Annotated in this window: 12 protein-coding genes; all 12 read right to left on the bottom strand. The window is 45.7% G+C overall.

Features of this window, described 5'->3' with window-relative positions:
• Positions 1–176: 176 nt before the first annotated feature.
• The 12 genes from RMZ95_RS29735 to RMZ95_RS29680 all read right to left on the bottom strand — a co-directional run bounded on the left by RMZ95_RS29735 (position 177) and on the right by RMZ95_RS29680 (position 23397).
• Entirely contained in the window at positions 177–1328 is a 1152-nt protein-coding gene (locus RMZ95_RS29735; protein WP_322686943.1) for an efflux RND transporter periplasmic adaptor subunit, read from the bottom strand.
• A 22-nt stretch (positions 1329–1350) separates the two neighbouring features.
• Complete coding sequence (locus tag RMZ95_RS29730; RefSeq protein WP_322672817.1) at positions 1351–2769, bottom strand: lipase family protein; 1419 nt, start codon at positions 2767–2769, stop codon at positions 1351–1353.
• 282 nt (positions 2770–3051) lie between these two features.
• Positions 3052–5976 (bottom strand): AMP-binding protein, encoded by a 2925-nt coding sequence (locus RMZ95_RS29725; RefSeq protein WP_322686942.1) that lies wholly within the window; start codon positions 5974–5976, stop codon positions 3052–3054.
• 62 nt (positions 5977–6038) lie between these two features.
• Entirely contained in the window at positions 6039–8234 is a 2196-nt protein-coding gene (locus RMZ95_RS29720) for a type I polyketide synthase (protein ID WP_322686941.1), read from the bottom strand.
• Positions 8231–9334, bottom strand: coding sequence for a hypothetical protein (locus RMZ95_RS29715; RefSeq protein WP_322686940.1), 1104 nt, complete (start codon positions 9332–9334; stop codon positions 8231–8233). The genes RMZ95_RS29720 and RMZ95_RS29715 overlap by 4 nt, the downstream gene beginning before the upstream one ends.
• Positions 9335–9522: 188 nt before the next feature.
• Positions 9523–10635: a radical SAM protein gene (locus RMZ95_RS29710; protein ID WP_322686939.1), complete on the bottom strand. Its 1113-nt coding sequence runs from the start codon at positions 10633–10635 to the stop codon at positions 9523–9525.
• A gap of 329 nt (positions 10636–10964) precedes the next feature.
• The gene (locus RMZ95_RS29705) at positions 10965–11237 is read right to left on the bottom strand and encodes a phosphopantetheine-binding protein (protein WP_322686938.1); all 273 of its coding nucleotides are present in this window, start codon (positions 11235–11237) and stop codon (positions 10965–10967) included.
• Between the two features lie 39 nt (positions 11238–11276).
• On the bottom strand, positions 11277–12020 hold the full coding sequence (locus RMZ95_RS29700) for a polyketide synthase (protein ID WP_322686937.1): 744 nt from the start codon (positions 12018–12020) through the stop codon (positions 11277–11279).
• The gene (locus tag RMZ95_RS29695; RefSeq protein ID WP_322686936.1) at positions 12013–12813 is read right to left on the bottom strand and encodes an enoyl-CoA hydratase/isomerase family protein; all 801 of its coding nucleotides are present in this window, start codon (positions 12811–12813) and stop codon (positions 12013–12015) included. The genes RMZ95_RS29700 and RMZ95_RS29695 overlap by 8 nt, the downstream gene beginning before the upstream one ends.
• The gene (locus RMZ95_RS29690) at positions 12804–14024 is read right to left on the bottom strand and encodes a hydroxymethylglutaryl-CoA synthase family protein (protein ID WP_322686935.1); all 1221 of its coding nucleotides are present in this window, start codon (positions 14022–14024) and stop codon (positions 12804–12806) included. The genes RMZ95_RS29695 and RMZ95_RS29690 overlap by 10 nt, the downstream gene beginning before the upstream one ends.
• Positions 14025–14215: 191 nt before the next feature.
• On the bottom strand, positions 14216–16951 hold the full coding sequence (locus RMZ95_RS29685; RefSeq protein ID WP_322686934.1) for a type I polyketide synthase: 2736 nt from the start codon (positions 16949–16951) through the stop codon (positions 14216–14218).
• Positions 16948–23397: a polyketide synthase gene (locus RMZ95_RS29680; RefSeq protein WP_322686933.1), complete on the bottom strand. Its 6450-nt coding sequence runs from the start codon at positions 23395–23397 to the stop codon at positions 16948–16950. The genes RMZ95_RS29685 and RMZ95_RS29680 overlap by 4 nt, the downstream gene beginning before the upstream one ends.
• Positions 23398–23628 lie beyond the last annotated feature (231 nt).

Below are 23628 nucleotides of genomic sequence, written 5' to 3'. Positions count from 1 at the left end.
TTGTATCCCCACTCATATTTACTTTTCTTGATTTTTCCCTACACCCAACACCCTACCTCCAACACCCTGCCCAGACGAGCTTTCAGCTTTTCTTCGTGCCATTCCCTATTCCCTATTCCCCATTCCCCATTCCCTATTCCCTATTCCCTGTTCCCTTTTGAAAAACCTTTAGCGAATTAATTTAAATCAATCTCGGTATCTACTTGCAGATTACTGAGATCGGAGACAAGTTTGCTTCGATCTAAGCGGATTTTCACTTCTACCACTCGGACATCTGATTTTGCTGTCGGATCGTCCCCAATAATGTCGTTTTTGAACACTAGTTGACCAATTTTGGCGACAGTGCCAGTCATTTTTTCTTCAAAAACCGGACTGGTAATCGTTGCTCGCTGTCCGACTTTAATCAACTTAACGTCTGTTTCAAAAACCTCTGCCACTACATACATATTACGTGTGTTGCCTAGAGCCAGAAGCCCGCGATCGGAAATCACTTCTCCAGCCTGGGTGTAAATCTTCAGGACTTGGCCGTTTTTGGGCGCACGGATAATAGTTTGCTCTAACTGTGCCTGGGCCAGTTTTAAATTTTGGATGGCTGAAGTCAACCCACTATGGCTAGCGACTCGCTTTAAATTCATTTCTGAGCGTTTGAGGTTCTCTTGAGCTACTTTGATATCTTCTGTGCGGGTCGCGGTTAATTGATCTAACTTGGCTCTGGCTTGACTTAAATTCTCTTGAGTTTGTACAACCAGTAACTTCCTAATCTCATAATCTTCTTTAGGAACTGCACCTTCAGCATAAAGTTTTGCATAGCGATCGCGTATGATAATTGCTTGATCCAACTCTGCTTGCGATCGGCGAACAGCAGCCTCTTGAGAGCTAATTTCTTGCAAACGAGGAGTAGAAATCTGACTAATCTGTGCTTGTGCCTGACCAATCTCAATTTTATTGAGGGAGCTATCTGTTTGTATCTGTTTTTGCACCTCCTCTAACTGGCTAGCAACCAAATTTCGTTTAGCCAGCATTTCTTGGTGACTTTTGAGATCAGCCAAAACTTGTCCGGCTTTAACCCAATCACCCTCAGAAACTTTTAATTTATCAATCTGCGCCCCCACTGGAACTGCAACTTTGGTAATCTCCCCTTCTGGTTCCAACCGCCCCAATGCCAGGACTTTTGTTTTTTTAGGCGGCAACGATAACGAAGATGACGAGGCGTTGTTGGCGGGTGACGGGCTAGATACTTTAAACAGGAAAACGTATCCAGCCCCGATACTTAAGGCAAGTAGACCAGCAAAGATACTAAGATTGCGAGCAGTAACAGTAGGGGTCATAAGTAGCAAAAGTTACCAGTTCTTATTCGTTCTTCAAGTTCAGCCCCGATCGCTGAATTTCGCTTTTAAGTTCGTCTAGAGATTGCTTGAGATTCCGAATTTCTTCAGATGTCTGTTCTTGAACTCCCCGTATTTGTTCTTCGGTGGTCATCACAATCCCAGCTTCTTGTTCCTGGAGCATTTCTTGTAAAAAGATGCTGAGAATTCCTCTAATGGGTTGCCACAACTGATGCCACCGTTTTTTGTCTTCTTGCAGCAGTTGAATGTAGGTATCGAAACTGTGAGGGAAAGGAACACCTCCCATAAATTCTGCCGCTCCCCCAAAATTCAGAGAGACACCGTGATTTCCCAGTCCGATTACGTGATGAACTTCTCCCACATGTTCGTAATTGCCTAAGTAAAGTTCCCCCAATCTCAAGCCATTGCCAGCAACCATACTTAAAGGGAAAGGAAGGCTAAAGGGTACTAGAGTAAACGGATCGAGTTGATTTTCGACGCGGTAACTAAATCCTTCTCCTAATTGTTCGTTGTAGTAATTGGCAAAATGCCGATTGCCAACTTTCACAGATCCAAAGGTGTATACTTTGACTCGTAAAGCTAACTCTCCTAAAGAACTAAAGCGGCGTTTTAAGAACAGAGCGCCGAGTTGAGCTAAACCACCGCCCAAACTATGACCGCCCACGAAAACCTCAAGGCGGCTGGTATTTTTAGGTATCTTAGATATAGAATTTAAGCTAGCGTCAGCCCTGCGACTATTCGATAACTGACTCATTTCTCTAGAGATATCTTCAAAGTTCAACAGTTCATCGCGGGCAAAACTCCAGGCTCGATTCAGGTTGCCGATCGCATCATAAGAGAAGACTTCCGAAATTAGTTTTTTTAATCGGCGCTCAAAGGCCAGTCCGAATCGGATTCCTCCAGCCGCAGCAATGGCATGGGCAATAGCAATTTGTTTGCCAGAATTCAAGGTTTGAAATGTCTCAAAATCTTGAGCATTAATTTGACCTAAGAGAACCTGGAAAAAAACAGCAAGTTCGTCTTTGACCGCTTCAAATCCTTCAAAAAATCCCCGTGCAACTTTGACTCGCGTATCTGGTAGAGAACCATAGTTAATTAATGACCAATTGAGATCGGTCAAAATATCCGTTAATTCAATTTGACCGCGATCGGTAACAATCGAGCCTCGAAAAATCACCGCAAATTGATTACTTTCTTCTCGTTTAAAAATGAAACCTCGGATATTATTTTCATTATTTTGCAAGCTATGAACTAATTTCCAGCCCTCATTCTTATACAGAGAGTTATAGATATCTTGGACTTCGGCATCTTCAACAGAGCCTCCTCCGACTTGAAATATTTCATAACTTCGTTTGGAGAACTTAGCCATTAAAATCGCTTCATCAAAGCTAAAACCACTGCGAAGCTTTAAAGGTATACTCATAAGAAGTAGGTTGCTGTGAATATTGATTAGTGGAATCGGGCAGAATATAAAAGGGTTTCAGCCTATTTTATTTTTCTTTACATAGTTTGGTTTTTTGAAGCCGTTCTACTTATTGCTTGATTTTTATCCTCTGAATATAGATGGAGACTTGATAGGATAATATCAGTTAGTGCTGTTTTATAACTATCAGTAATCAAAGCGAACATTTTGGTTATTATTTATTTTTATAAATCTCCTGATAGTATTATCAAGCTAATACAAGCCTCTTAGAAAAGGGAAAATCTACAACACCTCCATCTTTTGAATCTGCGCGCGATCGAGACAAGCTTTTAGCTTTTCGGCAAGTACCTCTACATGGGGCGGGAGAACTAAATTCAGATGGTTTCCCGGAATTTGGTGAATCTCAATTCCTCCCATTGCTAGATCGCCCCAGCCAAGGGTTGCATCTTGGGGATTTTTTCCAGTTTGTTTGCTCGTCCGAAATAGGGTAACTTTACCTGGATAAGGCTGCGGCTTGTATTTGAGGAGGGCTGAGTTGTTAGCTTGTATGACTTGAAATAGCCGTCGCGCAGCTGGTTGGAAAAGCTTACTCAGCCTGGACTGGTGGGCGACAACCTTAGCTATACTTCCTGGCTCAACCAAAAAATCCAATGGCTTCGAGGTCTTAGTTGCAATCTGTTGGGTGAGTTGTCGTTCTTCGACAGCAGTCAGAAAATGGTCTACTGTTTCATCCAGATAAGGGCCAAGATTGCGAAGCACGGAATTCAGGAGAAATTTAGCCATCTGGAAGAAATTCTGAGTGCGATTGTCGCAAAAGGCGGGAGTATCAATCAGTGCAAGTAAAGCAATGGTCTGCCCTGCTTGCTGTAGCTGTTGGGCCATTTCAAATGCCACCAGCGCGCCAAAAGACCAACCTCCTAGACAATAGGGGCCTTCTGACTGCACCTGTTGGATACCGTGGATGTACTCAGCAGCAATGTCTTCTATACAATCTTTTGATTTGCTTTCGCCAGTAATCCCCGCAGATTGTAGCCCATAGAAAGGTTGTTCTTGACCCAATAACTCTGCCAGGTCGGAATAAACGGAAGCGACACCCATCACCGGATGAATGCAGAAAAAGGGTAGCTTTTCGCCTTGCTGCTGAGAATTTACTCCAGTCAATTGTCTGAGAATTTGAGCAGCGAGATTTGCAATGGTCACACCTTCTAGAAACTTGACCACAGGAACATTGACTTCTAGATCGACTTCGATTTGATGTTTAATCTCGATCGCAGTCAAGGAATCGAGGCCTAGCTGATGCAAGGGTTGTTGGGGATGGAGTTTCGCTAAATCAACTTTCAGTCCCCTGGCTAGTTTTGCTTGAATGTAAGACTCTAAGTGCTGTTGTCTTTGTGTGGGAGCGATCGCTAACAGTTCTGCTGCTGTGAGTTTATATTCGCTATTTTTGCCATCCCATTGGGGCAAGATGTCAGCAGCAATCATGTCCAAACTACCTGTTTGAAATCCATTGCGGCAAGCAGTACGGGAAATCTTACCACTCGATGTTTTGGGAATGCTGGCAGTCTTGAGCAGCAACACTGCATAAACTGATAACTCATGAACCTGTGACACCGCTTGCCGAATTGCCGCGATCGCTTCATCTGCATTGAGCTTTCTTAAGTAGGTGCGCTCGATTTCTTGAGCAACGACGATTCTTTCTTCTCCTTCTACCTCAATGGCAAACACTGCTCCACAGCCTTGTCGGAGAGCCGAATAACTTTCCTGCACCGTCAGTTCAATGTCTTGAGGATAGTAGTTGCGACCTCGAATCACAATTAAATCCTTGAGTCGCCCGGTAACAAATAATTCACCATTATGTAGAAATCCCAGGTCGCCCGTTCGCAGAAACGAACCCTCATCTGTATCGTCTAAACAGGCATAGAATGTTTCTTGCGTCTCTTGGGGTTTCTGCCAGTATCCTTGAGCAATACTCGCTCCTGTAACCCAAATTTCTCCAACTGTACCATCTGGACATCTCTGGAAAGATTGCGGATTGGCGATCGCAATTGTTTGACCTAACCCCGTCTTACCTTGCCCAACAATCTTGATACTATGCTGCTGTTGCTCTGCACACAGCACAACTTGGTTTTGTTCGAGAGCAGCACTTTCTACATTACACACCGTTGGGTAGCACTCTTTTACCCCCCCGGAAATCAACAATGTGCCTTCAGCCATCCCATAGCAAGGATAAAAAGCTTCAGGGCGAAAGCCGTAAGGCTCAAACTTGGTAGCAAATCGCTCTAGGGTCTGGGCACGAACTGGTTCAGCACCATTGAAAGCAACTTTCCAACTGCTCAGGTCAAGACCCACTAATTGTTCTGGCTGAATCTTCTGCACGCACAAGTCATAGGCAAAATTCGGCCCGCCGCTAATCGTCGCTTGATAGCGGGAAATTGCTTCTAACCAACGGTATGGCTTCTGCAAAAACGCAACAGGCGACATCAAAATTATTGAGGAGCCGACGTAAAGGGGTTGGAGGATGCCGCCGATTAAGCCCATATCATGATAAGGGGGCAGCCAGGATACGCCTAATTCGTTAGGAGTGGTTTGGAAAAACTGGTGAATCAGTTCTAAATTGTGCAGTAAGTTGCCATGACTGACCATAACCCCCTTGGGCATCCCGGTTGAGCCAGAGGTGTATTGCAGAAATGCGATCGCGTTTGGATCGAGTACGGGTTCGTGCCAAAACTCTGCTTGCTGATTAGCGATGGTGTCGGTAGTTAAAATCTGTTTTGTGGTCAGGTCTGGATGGTGGTTAAATTGAGTAGCGATGGTTGTAAGCAGGGAAGTTGTAGTCAGGGCAACCCTAGCTTGGGCATCTGCCATAATTGCCATCAGCCTGGAGATCGACTGATTTTGTCGAGGCGGATAAGCAGGAACGGCGATCGTACCAGCGTATAAGCAGCCAAAGAAGGCGGTAATGAAATCAAGACCAGGCGGGTAGAGAAGCAGGACACGCTCATGCTTGGCACTGACAGTTTGCAGTTGCACTGCGATCGCTCGTGCCGATAGATCCAGTTCTCGATATGTGAGACTAATTACTTCCTTTTCTCCATCCAGCAAAAAACTATAGGCGAGGCGATCGGGCTGTTGTTCGGCGCGATAACGCGTCAGTTCTACTAAATTTTTGACTGACAAACTAGATGTTAACAATTCATTCAATACCATATTTAGCCCTCTCCAAAACCCGATCTGCTTTTGCTTGTACTCGTCTCAATACCAAACTGAGGCTAAAGTGTTAACTCCTCTATTTCCTCAACAAAATTAGCAATCTGAATAGTTGGTATCAAATTTTTCAAAATTAATTGTTCGTGGCAAGCTTGAGCTAATTCCGCAATGCTAGGACTAGCAATAAACTGTTCGATTGGCAGTTCAATCTTTAAATTGGTGACAATGTGATTTCTCAGACTCACAGCCATCAGAGAATCGATGCCCATACTATTAAGTGGCTTTTGGACATCAACTTGAACAGGCTCACACTCTAAGGCTTGGACAATTTGTGCTTGAATGTAAGTGCTTAATAAATCGGTGCGTTGGCTATTTATCGCTACTGACCATTGCTTTATAATATCAATCTGTTCGGCAATCTTAGAATCAACCACACTAGAGGCTTGGGCTGTATTCGATTCTCCTAATCTATCTTGCCGTGAGGCTTCTGATTCGTGCCAGTAACGCTGTCGTTGCCACGGATAGGACGGCAAACGGACAAAACAACCACCATGAGGATAAAGAGCATTCCAATCAATGGAATCTTCTAGGGTATAGCGCTCTGCTAAGGAATTCAGCATTTGAGCGCATTCACTAGCAGAATTCTCCTCTACTTTACTGTTTTTGTGTTGCTCTACATAGCCGGAAAACATCGAGGGGCGGCTTTCTTGTGCGAGAAAAGCCATTAAATGCTCGGCTAGTTGTTTCTTAGAATCAACTACCATTGCTAAACGGTAGGAATGATGGCTGCGGCGCAGACTAGTTGTATAGCAAATGTCTGCCAATGAAATTGTCGGGTTATCCTGGGCAGTAAAAAACTCAATATAAGCTTTAGCAAAGGCTTTCAAAGCCTCTGGACTACGAGCTGACATTAAAAACAGTTGTGGTTGGTTAGCGATCGCAGTATCAATTGGCAAGGATTCTACACCTTGCAGAATCACATGAACATTCGTGCCTCCCAGACCAAAACCATTCACACTGACGATTGGTGGTTGATTATCCTTATTTGTTAGTGGTTCCAAGGATTGTGCCACGCGCAACCGCAGTTCTTGCCAAGGAATTTTGGGATTGGGGGTTTGAAAATGCAGATTGGCTGGAATCTGACGATGGTCAACTGCTAGCGCTACTTTAATCAGTCCGCCAATGCCGGCAGCCGCTTCCATGTGTCCAATATTTGTTTTCACAGATCCGATGGCGCATTCATTGCCCAAAGCGCGATCGCTGCCGATGACAGCCCCGATCGCTTTGGCTTCAATCTCATCCCCCATCGGCGAACTGGAGCCTTGAGTTTCTACATACTGCACCTGCTGAGGGAGAATTCCTGCCCGCTGATAGGCTTTTTGCATGACTGCTTGTTGTGCCAAAGCTTCGGGGGCTGTAAAACTGCTGCCTCGACCGTTTTGATTGACAGCACTGCTGCGGATCGTTGCATAAATCGGATCGCCGTCAGCGAGGGCATGAGATAGCGGCTTTAGAACAACAACCCCCACCCCTTCAGCCCGAACAAAACCATCTGCTGCGGCATCAAAAGTTTTGCAACGACCATCCGCAGACAGTAAAAATGCCTTACTCATGGCGATGCTGACTTCTGGTTTGAAGATGACATTGACCCCACCTGCTAGGGCAAGGCTACATTCCCCATTCCAGAGACTAGAGCAAGCAAAGTGAACGGCGACTAATGACGAGGCACAGCCAGCGTCAATCGGTAGACTGGGGCCTGTGAAGTCAAAGCAGTAAGAAATGCGATTTGGTACCAAGTTGAGGTTTGAGCTAACTATGGTATGGGCATTAATCGCATCGCGATCGCGCTCCCCCAATTGAATGTAATTGTAATCCCGGTTAAGTACCCCAATAAAAACCCCGGTATCGCTGCCAGCTAGATGTTCTGGCACAAGTCCTGCATCCTCTAGCGCCTCCCACGTTGTTTCTAACAAGAGTCGTTGTTGGGGGTCAATCCGAGCCGCTTCCGCACCAGAAATCCCAAAGAATTTGGCATCAAACTGGTCTATTTGGTCGAGAAATCCGCCCCAGCGGCTATATATCTTACCTGGTTCTACCGGATCGGGATGATAAAATTTGTTAACGTTCCAGCGATCGCCAGGTATTTCGGTAATTGCATCCCTGCCATTTTGCAATAGGTTCCAGAAGCTAGCTGGGCTTTGGACACCTCCAGGAAAGCGACAACCAATACCAACGATCGCGATCGGTTCTTGATTCATATCCCACTCACTCGCCGATGAATTTCAGGCAAAAGCTGAACGCCAGATTCAAAATCAATCGCTCTAGCACCCAAGTAAAACACGTACATTGTCGTCAGCCAGTTGGTAAATTCTTGCTTAGAACCTAAGTGCCGCTCCATATTTAGCATAATCCAGCCCATCTGCGACCAAGTTTGGTAACAGGTTGAGCAATCGGGATGTTCGCTGGTGCAGCATGTCCTGGTTGATTTGCCATCAGGATTGTAAGCACGAAAGTGAAGATTATAGGGTTTACCATTTTGGAATCGGGCTGCATTCTCTGGGCGATTTTCACTAATGCAAGGACAGACATCATAGCCCCAGGTTTCATCGTACATTTGCCCTGTAGTAAATACTTGATTCATGTAGGAGGTCATCAAGATGCGATCGGGATAGCGGGCAATCATCCGGTCGATTTCATGACGCACATCTGCAAACCCTTGTTGATTATCATAAACACCTCCTAACCCTGCCTTATCCCCGTAAAAGTTAAACATTACGCAATTACCGTTTTCGACACATTTTTCAACAACCCGTTCAATTTCATGGGCGTTACCAGCGGTCGTTGTGTAGTACCAAAAGGCTCGACGGTCGTCTTTGTAATTTTTGAGAGCCTTGCTGAAAACATCTAACTTGCCTTTTCCCCGCAGCTTTTTATCGGTTTCGCTATCTCCCCAAAGCGAAACACTAATAGCTGTATTTTCAAATCCCTCATAAGGAATTTTGATCATCCCGTTTGTGACAACAATCATCCAAAAATTTTGCGCCAGCTTTCGCAATCGATCCAGCATTAAGGTAGGCTCACCCCCAACTGCCGTAATGTAGTTAGTGCCTCTAGCTTTTTCTTGTGCAATTAAAGCCTCAAACTCAGCATCGTCTTTGGGTGCTGCATTTTGATCTAAGTCATCGGTGAAAAAACAACAACCCTCACACCGCAGATTACATAGATGAGTTAAGTCTACAGAGATTCCTTTAATAGCGCCCGCTTTTCTAATCTGTGCGAACAGGTTATACAGAAAAGGGTCTTCTAAATACTCCATTAAAGGATCTTGTACCTCGGTTTCTATTACTTGAGTAGCCATAGCAATTTATTTCCTTTGCGAAAAACCGAGCAATATAGAAACGAATAGATCCTGAATTACTAGCAATTTACTTTCCTCTGTGCTGAGTCTTGAGTAAGGAAAATTACTCAATATTGATGTACACAGGTATTAGCTTTGATTCTTCCGGGCAGTTTTTTACTCAGCACAGGCTAAACCTTAGCTATCCGCTAACAAAACTCAGCACTCTTGATTCGTTGATGAATTTCAGGTAAAAGTTGCACGCCAGATTCAAAGTCAACCATGCGACACATCAGGTAAAACAGGTATGTCGTAGTCAGCCAGTTAGTAAATTCTTGTTTGGAGGCGAGGTGTCGTTCTAGATTGATCATGATCCAACCAACCTGCGCCCAAGTTTGGTAACAAGTTGAGCAATCTTGATTATCACCTGTGCAACAACGCCGAGTTGATTTCAGATCGGGATTGTAAGCGCGATAATGGGGGTTATAACGTTTACCATTTTTAATCCGGTTTTGATTAATTTCATGATCTACAGTGAGACTGGTGCAAACTTCATAACCCCAAGTTTCATCGTAAAGTTGCTGTGTGGTAAACACGCTGCTCATGTACGAAGTCATTAAAATTTTGTCAGGGTAGCGGGCGATCGCTTTATCAATCTCACGCCGCACATCTGCAAATCCCAGATTATGATCGTAAACTCCTCCTAAGTCAATGCGATCGCTGTAAAAGTTAAACAAGACGCGATTACCGTTAGCTACGCACTGCTCGACAACGCTAGCGATTTCATGGGCGTTACCTGGTGTAGTAGTGTAATGCCAAATAGCACGCGGATCGTCTTTGTAATTTTTTAAAGCTTTGCTGAAAACATCAAGTTTACCACCTCCTCGGAGTGTCTTGTCAGTTTCACGATCGCCCCAAAGAGAGATCGCGATCGGCATTGTTTCAAATCCCTCATAAGGGATTTTGATCAGGGCATTGGTAACAACCATTAACCGAAAATTATGGTAAAGCTTTTGCAATCGCTCTAGCATCAGGCTAGGTTCTCCCCCAACCACTGTAATAAAATTTGTTCCTCTGCTCTTTTCGTCGGCAATAAATGTATCAAATTCGGCTTCATCTTTGGGTGCTTTGAACTGATCCAATTCATCTAAAAAGAAATAACATCCCTGACACCGAAGATTGCACGCATGGGTTAAATCAACTGATATCCCTCTAATTTGTTCAGCTTTTCTGATTTGTTTAAAAAGGTGATTTAAAAACGGATCTTCCAAGTATTCCATTAATGAATCTTGGACATCGGACTCGACAGTTTGAGTAACCATTTTCACCTGCTTTTGGAAAAAGAACGGGGACTGCAATACCGTTTGGTTAACGTGAGTTCGACAGACTTCTTTCTCCCAGCCGCTCTCGCCTTTTAGGAGAGGGAAGAGTAACGAGAAAAGAAAATTTTTTGCTTTCCTCTCCTGGTAGGAAAGGGGCTGGGGGAGAGGTCAAAATAGCACTTGTCGAACTCACTGGTTAAGGTTTTTTGATGAAAGTTATAGATTACAAAGACGCGATTTATCGCCGTCTATACGAAGGAGCGATCGTTGTTGTAGAGACAGCGATTTATCGCTTCTTGTACCTTAAAACAATATTGACTGGGGAATTTTTATTGCGTAACTTTAACTTCTTGAGAAGCTTCGTCTTTAAACTTGGCGAATAGTTCCACCAAGTCATCGATTGTCTTAAAGCTAGAAACTTCTGTTCTGGGAATTTTTATTTTGAGTTCTCGCATACAAGCAGAAACAATTTCTACGCCGTCAAGACTACTAGCTCCATATTCTCCAATTGTTTTATGTGGATCTATTTCAACATTTTCCAGTCCATCTATGTTGAGCTTGATATGTTTAATTACGACATTTAATACTTGCTCTCGATCCATGATGTCTTGTCTCCTATATTGAAAATCAAAAAACAAAATTTAGGCTAAATAGGCCGCTTCGATGTGTGCTAATGTCCCTGGAACCCCAAAACAGATTTTGTGCATTAGGTGTTCGCGGGACAATGCTGCTTGGAGAGCTTGACGCCGGGGTAGACACAGGGTGTCTTTTACCATCTCCAAAACATGTCTGGGTTTTTCGGCAATTCTCCGTGCCATATCCAAGGCTAAAGTCATAACTTCCTCAGCTGGAACTATGTAGTTAAATAAACCTCGTTCCTTGAGTTCTTTACCTTTGTAGAGCTTGGCGGTGAGGAGCATCTCGCTAGCAAAGTGATGTCCAACCATTGCTGGTAAGACAGATAAGATACCCATTCCGGGAGTAAATCCCAAATCTGTAAAATTAACTCCGTACCGACTGTTTTCGGATGCGATCGCCATATCGCAGTAGAGTGCTAATGCTATGCCACCTCCCACAGCATGACCTTGCAAAGCTGCAATAATTGGTACGGGAAAGCTGAGTAGTTGGTTGGGCAGTGATAAATCTTTGACATCTGCATTGCCACTCACAACTTGTTTGATGGTGTCCAAGCTGGCTCCGGCACAGAAAACATCCGATCGCCCACTCAAAATCAAGACTTTCAGGCTCGGTTCTGTCGCTAGATCGGTCAGGGTTGTCATTAATTCATCACATAGTTCTTCGCTCAAACGATTTTCGTTTTCAGGGTCATCGATTTGCAGTTGGAAGATACCGTCTTCTAGATTGGCCAGCAAAACTTTAGACATGGGTTTTTCCCCTGTACTTTTGAAACCAAGGTGGCGAGAATCCCTCGGTGAAATTTTGAATTCCTTCTAATACCTCCGGTTGTGCTAACCATGAAACAAGTTGATTTAGGGCAATATTGGTTTGTCGCTGCAAATCTGACCCATAGAGTTGTTCAAAATATTGTTTACTGGCAGCGATCGCTTCGGGAGAAGAACGAAATAGCCGTTGTAATTGTCGGTTCAAGGTGGTAGCCATACCTTCAGTTGCAACTTCATCCACTAACCCAAATGCTTTGGCTTCTAGGCTGTCAATACCCCGACTGCTGAGGGTTAAATAATTGAGTTGTGCTATGGTCAAACGACGCAGCAAGAACGGTGCAATCAGAGCCGGAATCATGCCAATGATGACTTCTGGCAACATAAATATTGCGTTCTCGTTGGCAATAACCAGATCGCAAGCCGCAACTAAACCTAGTCCTCCACCTGTAACATTACCTTCAACACAGGCGATTACAGGCAAGTGAGAATGGCAAATCAGTTGCAGACAATTTATAAAGGCTTGAAACAGTTCTATTTGAGGTCTTCCTCCCTGCTGTAATATCCATTCCAAGTCAAGTCCTTTGCAGAAGTCAGTTCCCTCAGCCCGAAGCACGATCGCCCGACAAGATGAATCAGCGATCGCAGCTTGTAACGCTTGACTAAGTCGATCGATTAAAGATGGATTGAGTGTATTACCTGTTTGGGGCTGCACCAAGGCAATCTGGGCAACTCCTGAATCGATTTTATATCGGACGGTCTCTACTATTAACTCCATTTATATTGCCTATAGTAATTTTCAACATTGCTTAACACAAGTAAACCTTGACCTCGATAGCGTTTTTCATAGCGTTCATCTAAATAGTTTTCTAAGTTAAAGTCCCGGCGATCGCTATATTTTTCACGGGTCAATTCACTAGCTTGATAATCTGCAACAGATAAACGAAGTCGCTGATTGAGGTGTTCGTCAATGTTGAGCGATCGGACAATTTCAGTTGCAGCCTTTCCAATGGTGGCGCTGTAGAATTCTGCTTGGCAGCCACCACCATAAGCAAACAAAGAAATGCGATCGCCCGGATTAAGATCCTTGGCATAATTTAAAAGACTTAACAAACAAATAAAATTGGAACCCCCATAGGAACTACCAACTTGTTGAGCAAAATGTATACTTTCTGCAACTTTTGATTGAAAACTTAACTTAGCAGCCGCTTTTCCTACCGCCTCAAATCGGTTGAGTATGGTGCGATGTGCCTGAAATGTCATTGCTGGAAAGGGCGCATGATAAATGTGTTTTTTGAAATCAGCATCATAGTCTACAGAACCCACGATTTGCTCGTAGTGACTGAATGCTCCCTCCAAAGCATCTAAATAAGAGTAAAGACTCGTTTCACTTTTGATAACTTCGGTGTTGAAAGTGGGGCGCAGATAGTCAGAAATCTCCTTTGTCCAGTAACCCGCCTTATCCAGTTCAATTTCGAGAATTTGGGGATTGGCGCTAACGAGCATCGCCACTGCACCACCTCCGCAGATAAACTCCTGGTCGGTATTGAGCGTGACGCTGCTGAAGTCCGTGTTAATTACCAATGCCTTTTTTCCAGGTCTCGCCCCTGAAGCTACCCAGGAAGCGGCCATTTTGAATGCCGCAGTGCCACCGTAACAAGCATGTTTCACCTCGAAGTTACGGCAATTAGGAGACAAATTACAAAACCGATGTACCCAAGTGGATAGGGATTTACCACAATCAACCGCAGATTCTGTACCGACAATTAGTAGTTCGATATCTTCCAGGTCTTGAGGTGATAAGAGTTGTTTGGCTGCATTCACCGCCAGAGTAATAGCATCTTCATAGACCGGATAAACCGATCGCGTTTTGCACATTAAGCTATCGGCAATGTGCTGGAAGTTTTTACCACGCGCTTCGGCAAGATCGGCAATATCTAGATAGAACTGCCCTGAGTACAGATTGAGTTTTTCGATTCCTATAGGCATAGAATGTTGGCTAATTGCTGACTGGGAACAGTGGGGTATTTTTTATTTGGAAGTTCTTCAAAGAGAGTCAATCAATTTTGGATTTGGGATTTGGAATTTTGGATTGAGGAATTTTTAATCTAAAATCGGCAATCTAAAATCTAAAATTGAAGCGGGGCTGGGCATGAACCAAAAAATCTAAAATCTAAAATCTAAAATTCATTGTCAATCCAACAGCGTTGGCGCTGAAAAGGATAAGTGGGCAGGGCAACTCGTTGTCTGGGAGAATCTCGATGAAATTCTGACCAATTAATGTTTGTACCCTTCTCGTATAAAGTAGCTAAGGTGTCGAGGAGCGATCGCCAGTCATCATGCCCTTGTCTTAAAGAAGACAACCAAGTAGCAGTGTTTTTAGGTAGACACCGCTTACCCATACTTGCTAGGGTATCTGTTGGGCCAATTTCCAAGAAAATATTATACCCTGCTTCTGCTAAAGTCTGGATACCTCGATCGAAACGCACGGGCGATCGCAGTTGGGAGCGCCAGTAGTTAGCATCTAGTACCCCTGCCTCGAATTCTCCCGAAAGATGAGAGATAAAGGGTAGACAAGGGGGATGAAACTGCATTTGCCTCAAAGTTTGCTCAAAGGCATTTTGAATCGGGTCTACTAAGGGTGAGTGAAACGCGTGGGCAACATTCAACTCGCGAGTCATAATAAAATCGGATTCCAAACGGGCGATCGCTGCTGCAACCGCTTGTCTATCCCCCGCAATCACCGTTTGGGTAGGGCCGTTAAAGGCGGCAATGGCAACAGCATCCTGGTAAGATGCGATCGCCTCCTCTACAATCTCTTTAGCTGCAAACACCGCCACCATTTGCCCTTCTCTAGCTTGTGTTGCCATCAGTCGTCCCGGTTCCGCACTCAAGTACAGTCCTTCCTCCAAGCTGAATACACCTGTCACACAAGCTGCTACATACTCTCCGACGCTATGACCCATCACCGCATCGGGTTCAATGCCCCATGACTGCCACAATTTCACTAAGGCATACTCTACGGCAAATAGAGCAGGTTGGGCGTAGGCAGTTTCATCTAGAAGATGAGGCGCTGAGTTTCTTTCCCTTTCCCTTAATGGATACAGTACTTCCAGCAGTGGCCGATCCAAATAAGAGCGTAAGATGCGATCGCAATCGTCTAAGGCAGCACGGAAAATAGGCTGGGTATTGTAAAGTTCCCATCCCATACCAAGGTATTGCGAACCTTGTCCAGCAAACAAAAATGCAATCTTCAGGCGATTTGGCTGTAGCTGTCCTGTCGTCTGTTTGCTAGTGGCGAATGTCCTCAGTTGGGAGATTAAATGGGGTAAATCGCCTGATGAAATGATGGCATGACGATAGTTAAAATGCGATCGACCGATATTAGTTGTGAAACAGATATCAGGAATTGATTGAGCAGCATAGTTTTCTAAACTATCTGCATAACAACTTGCAAGTTCCCTTAACGCTGTCTCAGTTTTTGCCGAAAGCGTCAACAGCGATTTAACCTGCTCCCCTGCCCCCCCTGCTCCCCTGCTCTCCTCTGGAGCTGCTTTCAGTACTACATGAGCATTAGTGCCGCCAAAGCCAAAGGAATTAACACCAGCAAATCGAGGCTTGATATTTATCGGGCGATCGATTGTGGGAATCAAAAATGGTGTTGACTTGATGTCAATATGGGGATTGATGGTTTTGAAATGTGGATGAGGGGGAATTTCTCCGTGTTGCAAACAGAGGACAGTTTTGATGAATGCGGCAATCCCACCAGCAGCTTCTAGATTGCCAATATTAGTTTTCACAGAACCGAGTCCGCAGGGTTGGTCGAGGTTTCGCCCCTGTTTTAGCACCCCGAAGATTGCTTGTAGCTCGATGGCATCACCCATTGGAGTACCCGTACCATGTGCCTCAACATAATCAATTTCATGGGATGCCACCTTCGCATTTGCCAATGCTTGCCGAATCACTGCTTGTTGAGCCAACCCATTTGGTGCAGTTAGGCCAACACTGCGACCGTTATGATTTACGGCGGTTCCCCGCAGTAACGCTAAAATGCGATCGCCATCTTTGACTGCATCTGAAAAACGCTTCAGGATAACTACCCCACATCCTTCTCCTCGGACGTAGCCATCGGCTGTAGCATCAAAGCTTTTGCAACGTCCATCAGATGACATCATGCCAGCCTGGGAAAAGGTAATATTCACCTCCGGTAACAACATAATATTCACGCCGCCCACCAATGCCAGATTTGACTCTTGATGCCGCAGACTTTGGCAAGCGGTATGAATAGCAACCAAGGACGACGAACAAGCAGTGTCGATTGTCACACTAGGGCCTCGGACATCCAAAAAGTAAGACAGCCGATTTGCCGCCATACTGTTAGCAATTCCGGTGCCGGCTCTCGTGGGAATTGCGGTCATGGCTTTGTAATAATCACAAGTGGCAATTCCCACAAATACGCCAGTCTGAGAACCAACCAATTGTAAGGGGTCGTAGCCAGCGTTTTCTAATGCCTCCCAACTGACTTCTAATAGCAAGCGTTGTTGGGGGTCAATGGTAGCTGCTTCGCTCGTGGAAATTCCGAAAAAGGCAGGATCGAATCGATCGATGTTTGCTAAAAAGCCACCCCAACGGGTGTTAGTTTTGTCATAACTACTTAAATCGGGATCGTAGTAAGCATCTACATCCCAGCGATCGCTAGGGACTTCGGCGATCGCATCACCACCATTTTTGCATAACAGCCATAACTCCTCTGGAGAGTTAACTCCTCCAGGAAAGCGGCAACCAATACCGATGACTGCAATCGGTTCAGTTGCAGCATGTTCGAGGGTATCGATCTTTGCTTGTAAGGCTGATAGCTCCAGCAATGCGTTCTGCATCAATTGCCCATAATCTCTGGTTTCTGAAGGACGACTCATAGCAGTTTTCCCTCTCTGATTGATGCTAGTTTTGCAGCCAGCAAATCTGCAATTTCGTCAAGCGATTGCTTTGGCGATGACAATCTCGCTCTCTTTTCTAATGATGATTCTTCCAGTAAAACTTGTTGCTGGACACTCTCTGAGTTAGAGTTAGCCTCCTGGGCTGATGCTTGTGGATCTAACGACAACACTTGCGTTTCCAGATGATTCGCCAACGCTGCCACCGTCGGATAATCAAATAGTGTAGTTGGGGAAAGCGAACAGCCTAAACTATTTTGCAATTGGTCTTTCAACTCCGTAGCAGTTAATGAATCCATCCCTAATTCAAAGAATCCTTGCTGCAAACCGATGGACTGGGGTTGCTTTAAGCCTAAAACTTTGGCTACTAGTGAGCGGACATGAGTAATTAATTCCTCCTGTCGCACTCGTGGAGGCTTGGTTACTAGCGATTGGAGAAATATTGATTGTGGGGTGTTGATGGTGGTAGCAATGGGCGATGGAAGATGATTGTGGTTAACTGGGTTATCGGTGCTGATGCTCTGAGCCAAGATGACAACCTGTTGGAATGAATCGCCGATCGCTTCGCAATCAGGTGCCAAATGCACAGCCCCTTGAAACCCACAATCAGCCAACAATTCCAGCCAGTCAGTCACCGCTAACAAAGGGTAGAATGGTCGCAACTCGTAGTCTGAGAATTTCCACCACCCTGGCGTTAATCCAAAGACCAAATCTAACCAGCGTCGGGGACTTGTTCCCTCCAGCAACACTAATAATCCTCCCGGTGCTAACAGGCTGCGAACATGACGTAAGGTTTGCTGTAAATCCTCAGTTGCGTGCAGGACATTTGCTGCCACAATGATGTCGTATTGATGGTTAGAAAATCCCTGAGATTGGGGGTCTTGTTCGATGTCTAAAGACTGATAGCGGATAAATGGGTAATCCCGAAATTTCTCTTGAGCCTTGGCAGTGAACCACGTTCCTAAGTCTGTGAACACATATTCCGTTCGATCTGCTGGAAGATGAGGTAGGAGGTAAGCAGTTGTTCCGCCGGTTCCCGCTCCAATTTCCAAAATGCTGACTGTATCACTAGAAATCGCGGTTGAAATTGCCTTTTGGACTAGGGCGTTCATCACCTTTGCGCCGGGAGAATCCTGGTACAGCTGGGTTAATGCTGTCAAATCGCCTTGGGGAAATAGCAACTCCAGGGGGCGAGTTTCACCTCGGAGTACTTGAGCCAGGTGCGAACCGCAACGCTCTAGCAGTGTCAGTTCTGCATTTGCTTCGGGATATTGCGATCGCAAATTATCCAGTTGCGCTTCTGGTGTGGGTAACTCCAGTATTCGAGTTACTTCCCACTGATTACCAATTCGCTGAAGAATTCCTTCTTCAACCAGCATTTCCAACAGGCGCAAAGCGAGTTTCTGATGTTGCTCGATGACTCCTAGTTTGGTGAGTTGGGGGATGGAATAGCGATCGCCTAGTTGCAAATTCCACCCCATCTGCCGGAATGCCGCCACTACATAAAGGATACTCAGTGATTCCAAAGTACTTAGAGCTTCCCCATAGTTTTTTAGACTAAGTTGGGCTGTCAATTCAGCCAACTGGGGCACGAGCAAACGCTTGATTTCTGCTGGCGAACAGAGCGATTCTCTAGCAGTCACGCTACTAGATGCAGTTTCCATCCAGAAACGCGATCGCTCAAAGGGATAATTGGGCAACACTACCCGACGATGTTGAGAGTCATGATGGAAGCCTACCCAATCGACTGATATTCCACATTCATACAAAGTTGCCAAACTGGACAACATCTGCTGTGAATTTGATTCCTTTTTGAGGCTGGGAAGCCAGACATAATCGTTACTCGGTAAGCACTGGCGACCCATTCCCAATAAAATCGGTTGCGGCCCTACTTCCAAATACGCTAAGGCTCCTAGTTCTGCTAAAGTTGTCATTCCATCAGCAAACCGGACTGGCTGCATCACATGTTGCACCCAATATTCAGGCGTGGCGATCTCTGCTTTTGCCAGTTGACCTGTGAGATTAGAAATAAAGCGAATATCGGGGTTTGGCAGACAGTAGTTTACTTGCTGGACAATTTGCTCAAACTCCGCCAACATCGGTTGCATCAACGGCGAATGAAAAGCATGGGAAACCTCAAGTGGTTTTGTCTTCACTCCCTTTGCTTCTAACCTAACCACAGCCGATGTCATAGATTCAGATCCACCTGAGACGATCAGATGTGCGCCGTTCATTGCGGCGATCGCCAAATCTGAATACTCATCAAAAATGCTCGATACTTCTTGCGACTGGGCAAAAACCGCTACCATTGCTCCCACAGACGGTAACGCTTGCATCAGTCTTCCTCGTGCAGCAATCAACTTCAGTCCATCTTCCAGACTGAACACTCCTGCTACACAAGCGGCAACATACTCGCCGATACTGTGTCCCATCACCACACTCGGTTTGATTCCCCAAGACTGCCATAGCTGGGACAATGCATATTCCAATGCAAATAAAGCAGGTTGGGTATAAGCAGTTTCATTAATAGAGGCTTGAGTTGGGTTGTCTAACTCACTACTTGGATATAGAACCTCTAACAAAGGCTGGTTTAAGTATGGCTGTAAGATTTCAGCACAGCGTTCTATGGCTTGCCGGAAAACGGGTTGCGTGTTGTAAAGTTCCCGCCCCATACCGATATATTGCGAACCTTGACCAGTGAACAGGAAAGCAACTCCTTGACAACGATCGCCTATTCTAGAAGGTGGTGAGTTATGAATGAACGTTGCTAGTTCCTCGCAAAATTCCTCAGAAGATTCTGCAACCAGAGCTAGTCGATGGTGAAAATGCGATCGCCCGACATTGCTCGTATAACAAATATCCCCTAGAGATACTTCTGAATTAAACTCCAAAAATGCCACATACCGCCGAGCTAATTCCCGTAACGTTATTTCACTTTTTGCCGAAAGCGTCAGCACCGATTTGAGGTGTGAAGCTACTCCCCTGCTCCCCTGCTCCTCTGCTTCCCCTGCCCCCCCTGCTCCCCCTGCCTCCCTACTCTCTTCCGGCGCTTCCTCCAAAACAACATGGGCATTCGTACCGCCGAAGCCAAAGGAACTTACTCCTGCAAAACGTTGCTCCCCAACACCAGACCACTTCTGAGTCTCGCGGGGAATTGAAAAAGGCGTGTCTTGGATGTTAATCTTCGGATTTAACTGCTGGAGATGAAGCGTACCGGGAATTTCTTGATGTTGCAAAGCCAGTACAACTTTAATTAACCCTGCAATTCCGGCTGCTGATTCTAAATGACCGATATTAGTCTTCACGGAACCGATCGCACAAGGTTGCTTTGCGGAACGACCTGATATCAGCACTGATTGCAACGAATTAACTTCAATCGGGTCGCCCAAGGCTGTACCTGTCCCATGAGCCTCAACATAGCTAATCGCTGCGGGTGCGACTCCAGCATTAACAAGCGCCTGATGGATAACGGCTTGTTGGGCAATTCCTCTAGGAGCAGTCAGCCCATTGCTGTGACCATCCTGATTGACTGCCGAGCCGCGAATCAGCGCCAGGATATTATCTCCATCTTCGATCGCATCAGTCAAACGCTTCAGCACTACGATTCCACAACCTTCTCCCCGGACATAACCATCTGCATCTGCATCAAAGGTTTTACAGCGACCATCCCCTGACATGAATCTTGCTTGGGAGAGGGCGATTGTCATTTGGGGGGTGAGAATTAAATTCACACCACCTGCCAAAGCCAAGTCACATTCTCCTAAACGCAAACTCTGACAAGCCTGGTGAACTGCAACCAGAGATGAAGAACAGGCAGTATCGACCGCCCAACTAGGCCCGTGCCAATCGAACTGATAGGATAGGCGGTTAGCGGCAATGCTCAGAGCATTACCTGTGCTGGCATAGACATCAATATCAGACAAGCGATCGAACTGGAAGCGAGCATAGTCATTGGTACTGATGCCGATAAATACACCACTGTTGCTGCCTGTCAAGCGATCGCTTGCTAATCCAGCATTTTCTAGTGCCTGCCAACTCACTTCTAGTAACAGCCTTTGCTGCGGGTCCATCCGCTCGGCTTCACGAGGAGAAATGCCAAAAAACTGGGGGTCGAATTGGTCAACTTGCTCGATAAATCCACCCCAACGAGTACTCATTTTCCCTGGTTGGGCGGGGATGGGGTTATAGAAAAGATGAGAATCCCAACGATTGACGGGAATTTGCTCGATGGCACTTTTACCATTTCGTAGTAATTGCCAAAAGGCTTCTGGGTTATTAGCTCCAGGAAAGCGGCAATCAAGACCAATAATCGCGATCGCCTCCACAGATTTAAGATTGCGTCTGGGTTCTGGAGATTCTCGCCGTTGGGATATTTCTGTGAGATAGGCTGATAGAGTTGCGATCGTCGGGTAATCGTAAGCCAAAGTAGGCAACAACTGACAACCTAACCAATCTTCTAAATCTGCTGACAGGCTGACTGCGGCAATAGAATCCAACCCATAATAAGCAAATGATTCACGCGGATCTATAGATTGGGGTGCAATGTTTTGTCGCTGAGAAATCTTATTTACCAACCAATCTTGAATTTCCGCCGCTCCCTTGTTTCCTGACTTGCGACTTCTCCCTGCTCCCTGCTCCCTGCTCCCTGCTCCCCGGTCACTGAGCGTAGCCGAAGTGCTGCTCCCCTGCTCCCCTGCCTTCCTCCACTGTCCCACCACTTCCAAAGTCCCCGCCAAAAATCCTGCGCGGGTAGCATAGCGCTGAATCTTCCCACTGGAAGTCTTAGGGATACTGGCTGGTTTCAACAGCAAGACGGCATGAACTTCTAACTCGTGCTGTGTTGTGACTGCTTGTCGGATGCAGCCAATTACCTCACTTGCATCAAGCTTCCGCATAGCAGTTCGCTCGACTTCACAGGCCACAACGAGTTGTTCTTCACCGTCTACCTCGATAGTAAATGCGGCTACTCCCTGCGTTCCCAAAGCCGAATGACTATTTGTAACTGTGAGTTCAATGTCTTGAGGATAATGATTGTGTCCTCGAATAATAATTAAATCCTTGAGTCTTCCGGTGATAAATAGTTCGCCGTCTTGTAAAAAACCTAAGTCTCCTGTGCGGAGAAACGGGCCTTCTCCTGTATCTGCTAAATAAGCTGCAAATGTATGTTTTGTTTCCTCATATCGCTGCCAATAGCCTTGGGTGATACTCGCTCCCGCTACCCAAATTTCGCCGACTTCATCCGGTAAACATCGCGTCAACAATTCAGGATGAGCGATCGCAATTTGGGTATCGCCCTGTTCACTCTTGCCACATCCAACTAAAAGCCGCGTCTTGGAATCCTCTGCTGTTGCCAGCATTACCCGATTTTGTGCCAGTGCGGTTGTCTCTACCTCGATCGTTATTGGCTGAGTTTGTGCCTCTACGGTAGTTACTTTCAGGGTCGCCTCAGCTAGCCCGTATGCTGGACAAAAAGCTGTTTTTTGAAATCCACAAGAAGCAAATGCTTTAGCAAACCGTTGGAGTGTTTCCGCTTTGACTGGCTCGGCACCATTGGAAGCAACTTGCCAAGAACTCAGATTTAGGCTAGCACGTTGTTCTGGGGTAATCTTCCGAAGGCATAGTTCATAGGCAAAGTTGGGTGCGCTGCTATGGGTTGCCTGATAGCGGGAAATAGCTTGCAACCAGCGAATCGGACGCCCAATAAAGGACACCGGCGCCATGATATAGCAAGGAAAGCCGTAGTACAAAGGTTGGAGTACTCCATAAATTAGCCCCATGTCGTGAAAGAAGGGAATCCACGTCACCATCACGCTATTGGGTGTGTGATTCCAACCTTGGTCGATGTAGGCTAAATTGTGCAGTAGATTGCTGTGGCTAACCATGACTCCTTTAGGCATTCCCGTAGAACCGGAGGTGTATTGCAGGAACGCTAAAGTATTTCCATCAATATTAGGTGCTTGCCATTCCTGTGCGATTGCCTCAGAAATCCCATCGCTGGCCAAGACTTTTAGAGATGCTAGTTCTGGATTGTCTGCAAAGTAGTTCTTAACGAGCGGCAATAGTGCTGTTGTTGTCAGGATGGCAGTTGCTTGGGCGTCGGAAACGATCGCACCCAACCTAGCAATTGACTGATTTTGCCGAGGGGGATAGGCAGGAATCGCGATCGTACCAGCATATAAGCAGCCGAAAAAGGCAGTAATAAATTCTAAACCAGGTGGGTAGAGCAGGAGTACGCGATCGCCTGACTTTGCAAATGTTTGCAAGTAGGTAGCGATCGCTCTTGCCTCTCGATCCAATGCTCCATACGTGAGTCTACTTCCCTCAGATTCACCATCTACCAAAAAGGTATAGCCTAGCGTCTGAGGTTGCCCAATAGCTCTGTAGCGCAATACGTCTACTAGCGTCTGACTAGTATGTTGTTTTTCCATGCACGGCTACTCCTAAAACCTGGAAATTGTTCAGAACGCTAATCTCTGGCAAATTGACAAGCAAAGTCAACATCTGCGAGTAAATAGACCTCTTCTCTTGCAAAAGTCTCTAACACCCCACCCCCAACCCCTCCCCGCTCTTCGGGAGGGGAGACAAAGCGTAGCTTTGGCGGGGTGGGGTTCTTTCTTATTTTTGATTTATGCAAGAGGTCTAATGAAGGTATTAAAAAT

The organism is Nostoc sp. DedQUE07 (genome assembly GCF_034530975.2).
In the GTDB taxonomy this organism is placed as follows: Bacteria; Cyanobacteriota; Cyanobacteriia; order Cyanobacteriales; family Nostocaceae; genus Nostoc.
This window is presented reverse-complemented; position numbering and strand designations above follow the sequence as displayed.

Excerpts from the sequence above, each read along its gene's own strand:
- RMZ95_RS29735 (WP_322686943.1), bottom strand. The coding sequence starts at position 1,328 with ATGACCCCTACTGTTACTGCTCGCAATCTTAGTATCTTTGCTGGTCTA.
- RMZ95_RS29730 (WP_322672817.1), bottom strand. The coding sequence starts at position 2,769 with ATGAGTATACCTTTAAAGCTTCGCAGTGGTTTTAGCTTTGATGAAGCG.
- RMZ95_RS29725 (WP_322686942.1), bottom strand. The coding sequence starts at position 5,976 with ATGGTATTGAATGAATTGTTAACATCTAGTTTGTCAGTCAAAAATTTA.
- RMZ95_RS29720 (WP_322686941.1), bottom strand. The coding sequence starts at position 8,234 with ATGAATCAAGAACCGATCGCGATCGTTGGTATTGGTTGTCGCTTTCCT.
- RMZ95_RS29715 (WP_322686940.1), bottom strand. The coding sequence starts at position 9,334 with ATGGCTACTCAAGTAATAGAAACCGAGGTACAAGATCCTTTAATGGAG.
- RMZ95_RS29710 (WP_322686939.1), bottom strand. The coding sequence starts at position 10,635 with ATGGTTACTCAAACTGTCGAGTCCGATGTCCAAGATTCATTAATGGAA.
- RMZ95_RS29705 (WP_322686938.1), bottom strand. The coding sequence starts at position 11,237 with ATGGATCGAGAGCAAGTATTAAATGTCGTAATTAAACATATCAAGCTC.
- RMZ95_RS29700 (WP_322686937.1), bottom strand. The coding sequence starts at position 12,020 with ATGTCTAAAGTTTTGCTGGCCAATCTAGAAGACGGTATCTTCCAACTG.
- RMZ95_RS29695 (WP_322686936.1), bottom strand. The coding sequence starts at position 12,813 with ATGGAGTTAATAGTAGAGACCGTCCGATATAAAATCGATTCAGGAGTT.
- RMZ95_RS29690 (WP_322686935.1), bottom strand. The coding sequence starts at position 14,024 with ATGCCTATAGGAATCGAAAAACTCAATCTGTACTCAGGGCAGTTCTAT.
- RMZ95_RS29685 (WP_322686934.1), bottom strand. The coding sequence starts at position 16,951 with ATGAGTCGTCCTTCAGAAACCAGAGATTATGGGCAATTGATGCAGAAC.
- RMZ95_RS29680 (WP_322686933.1), bottom strand. The coding sequence starts at position 23,397 with ATGGAAAAACAACATACTAGTCAGACGCTAGTAGACGTATTGCGCTAC.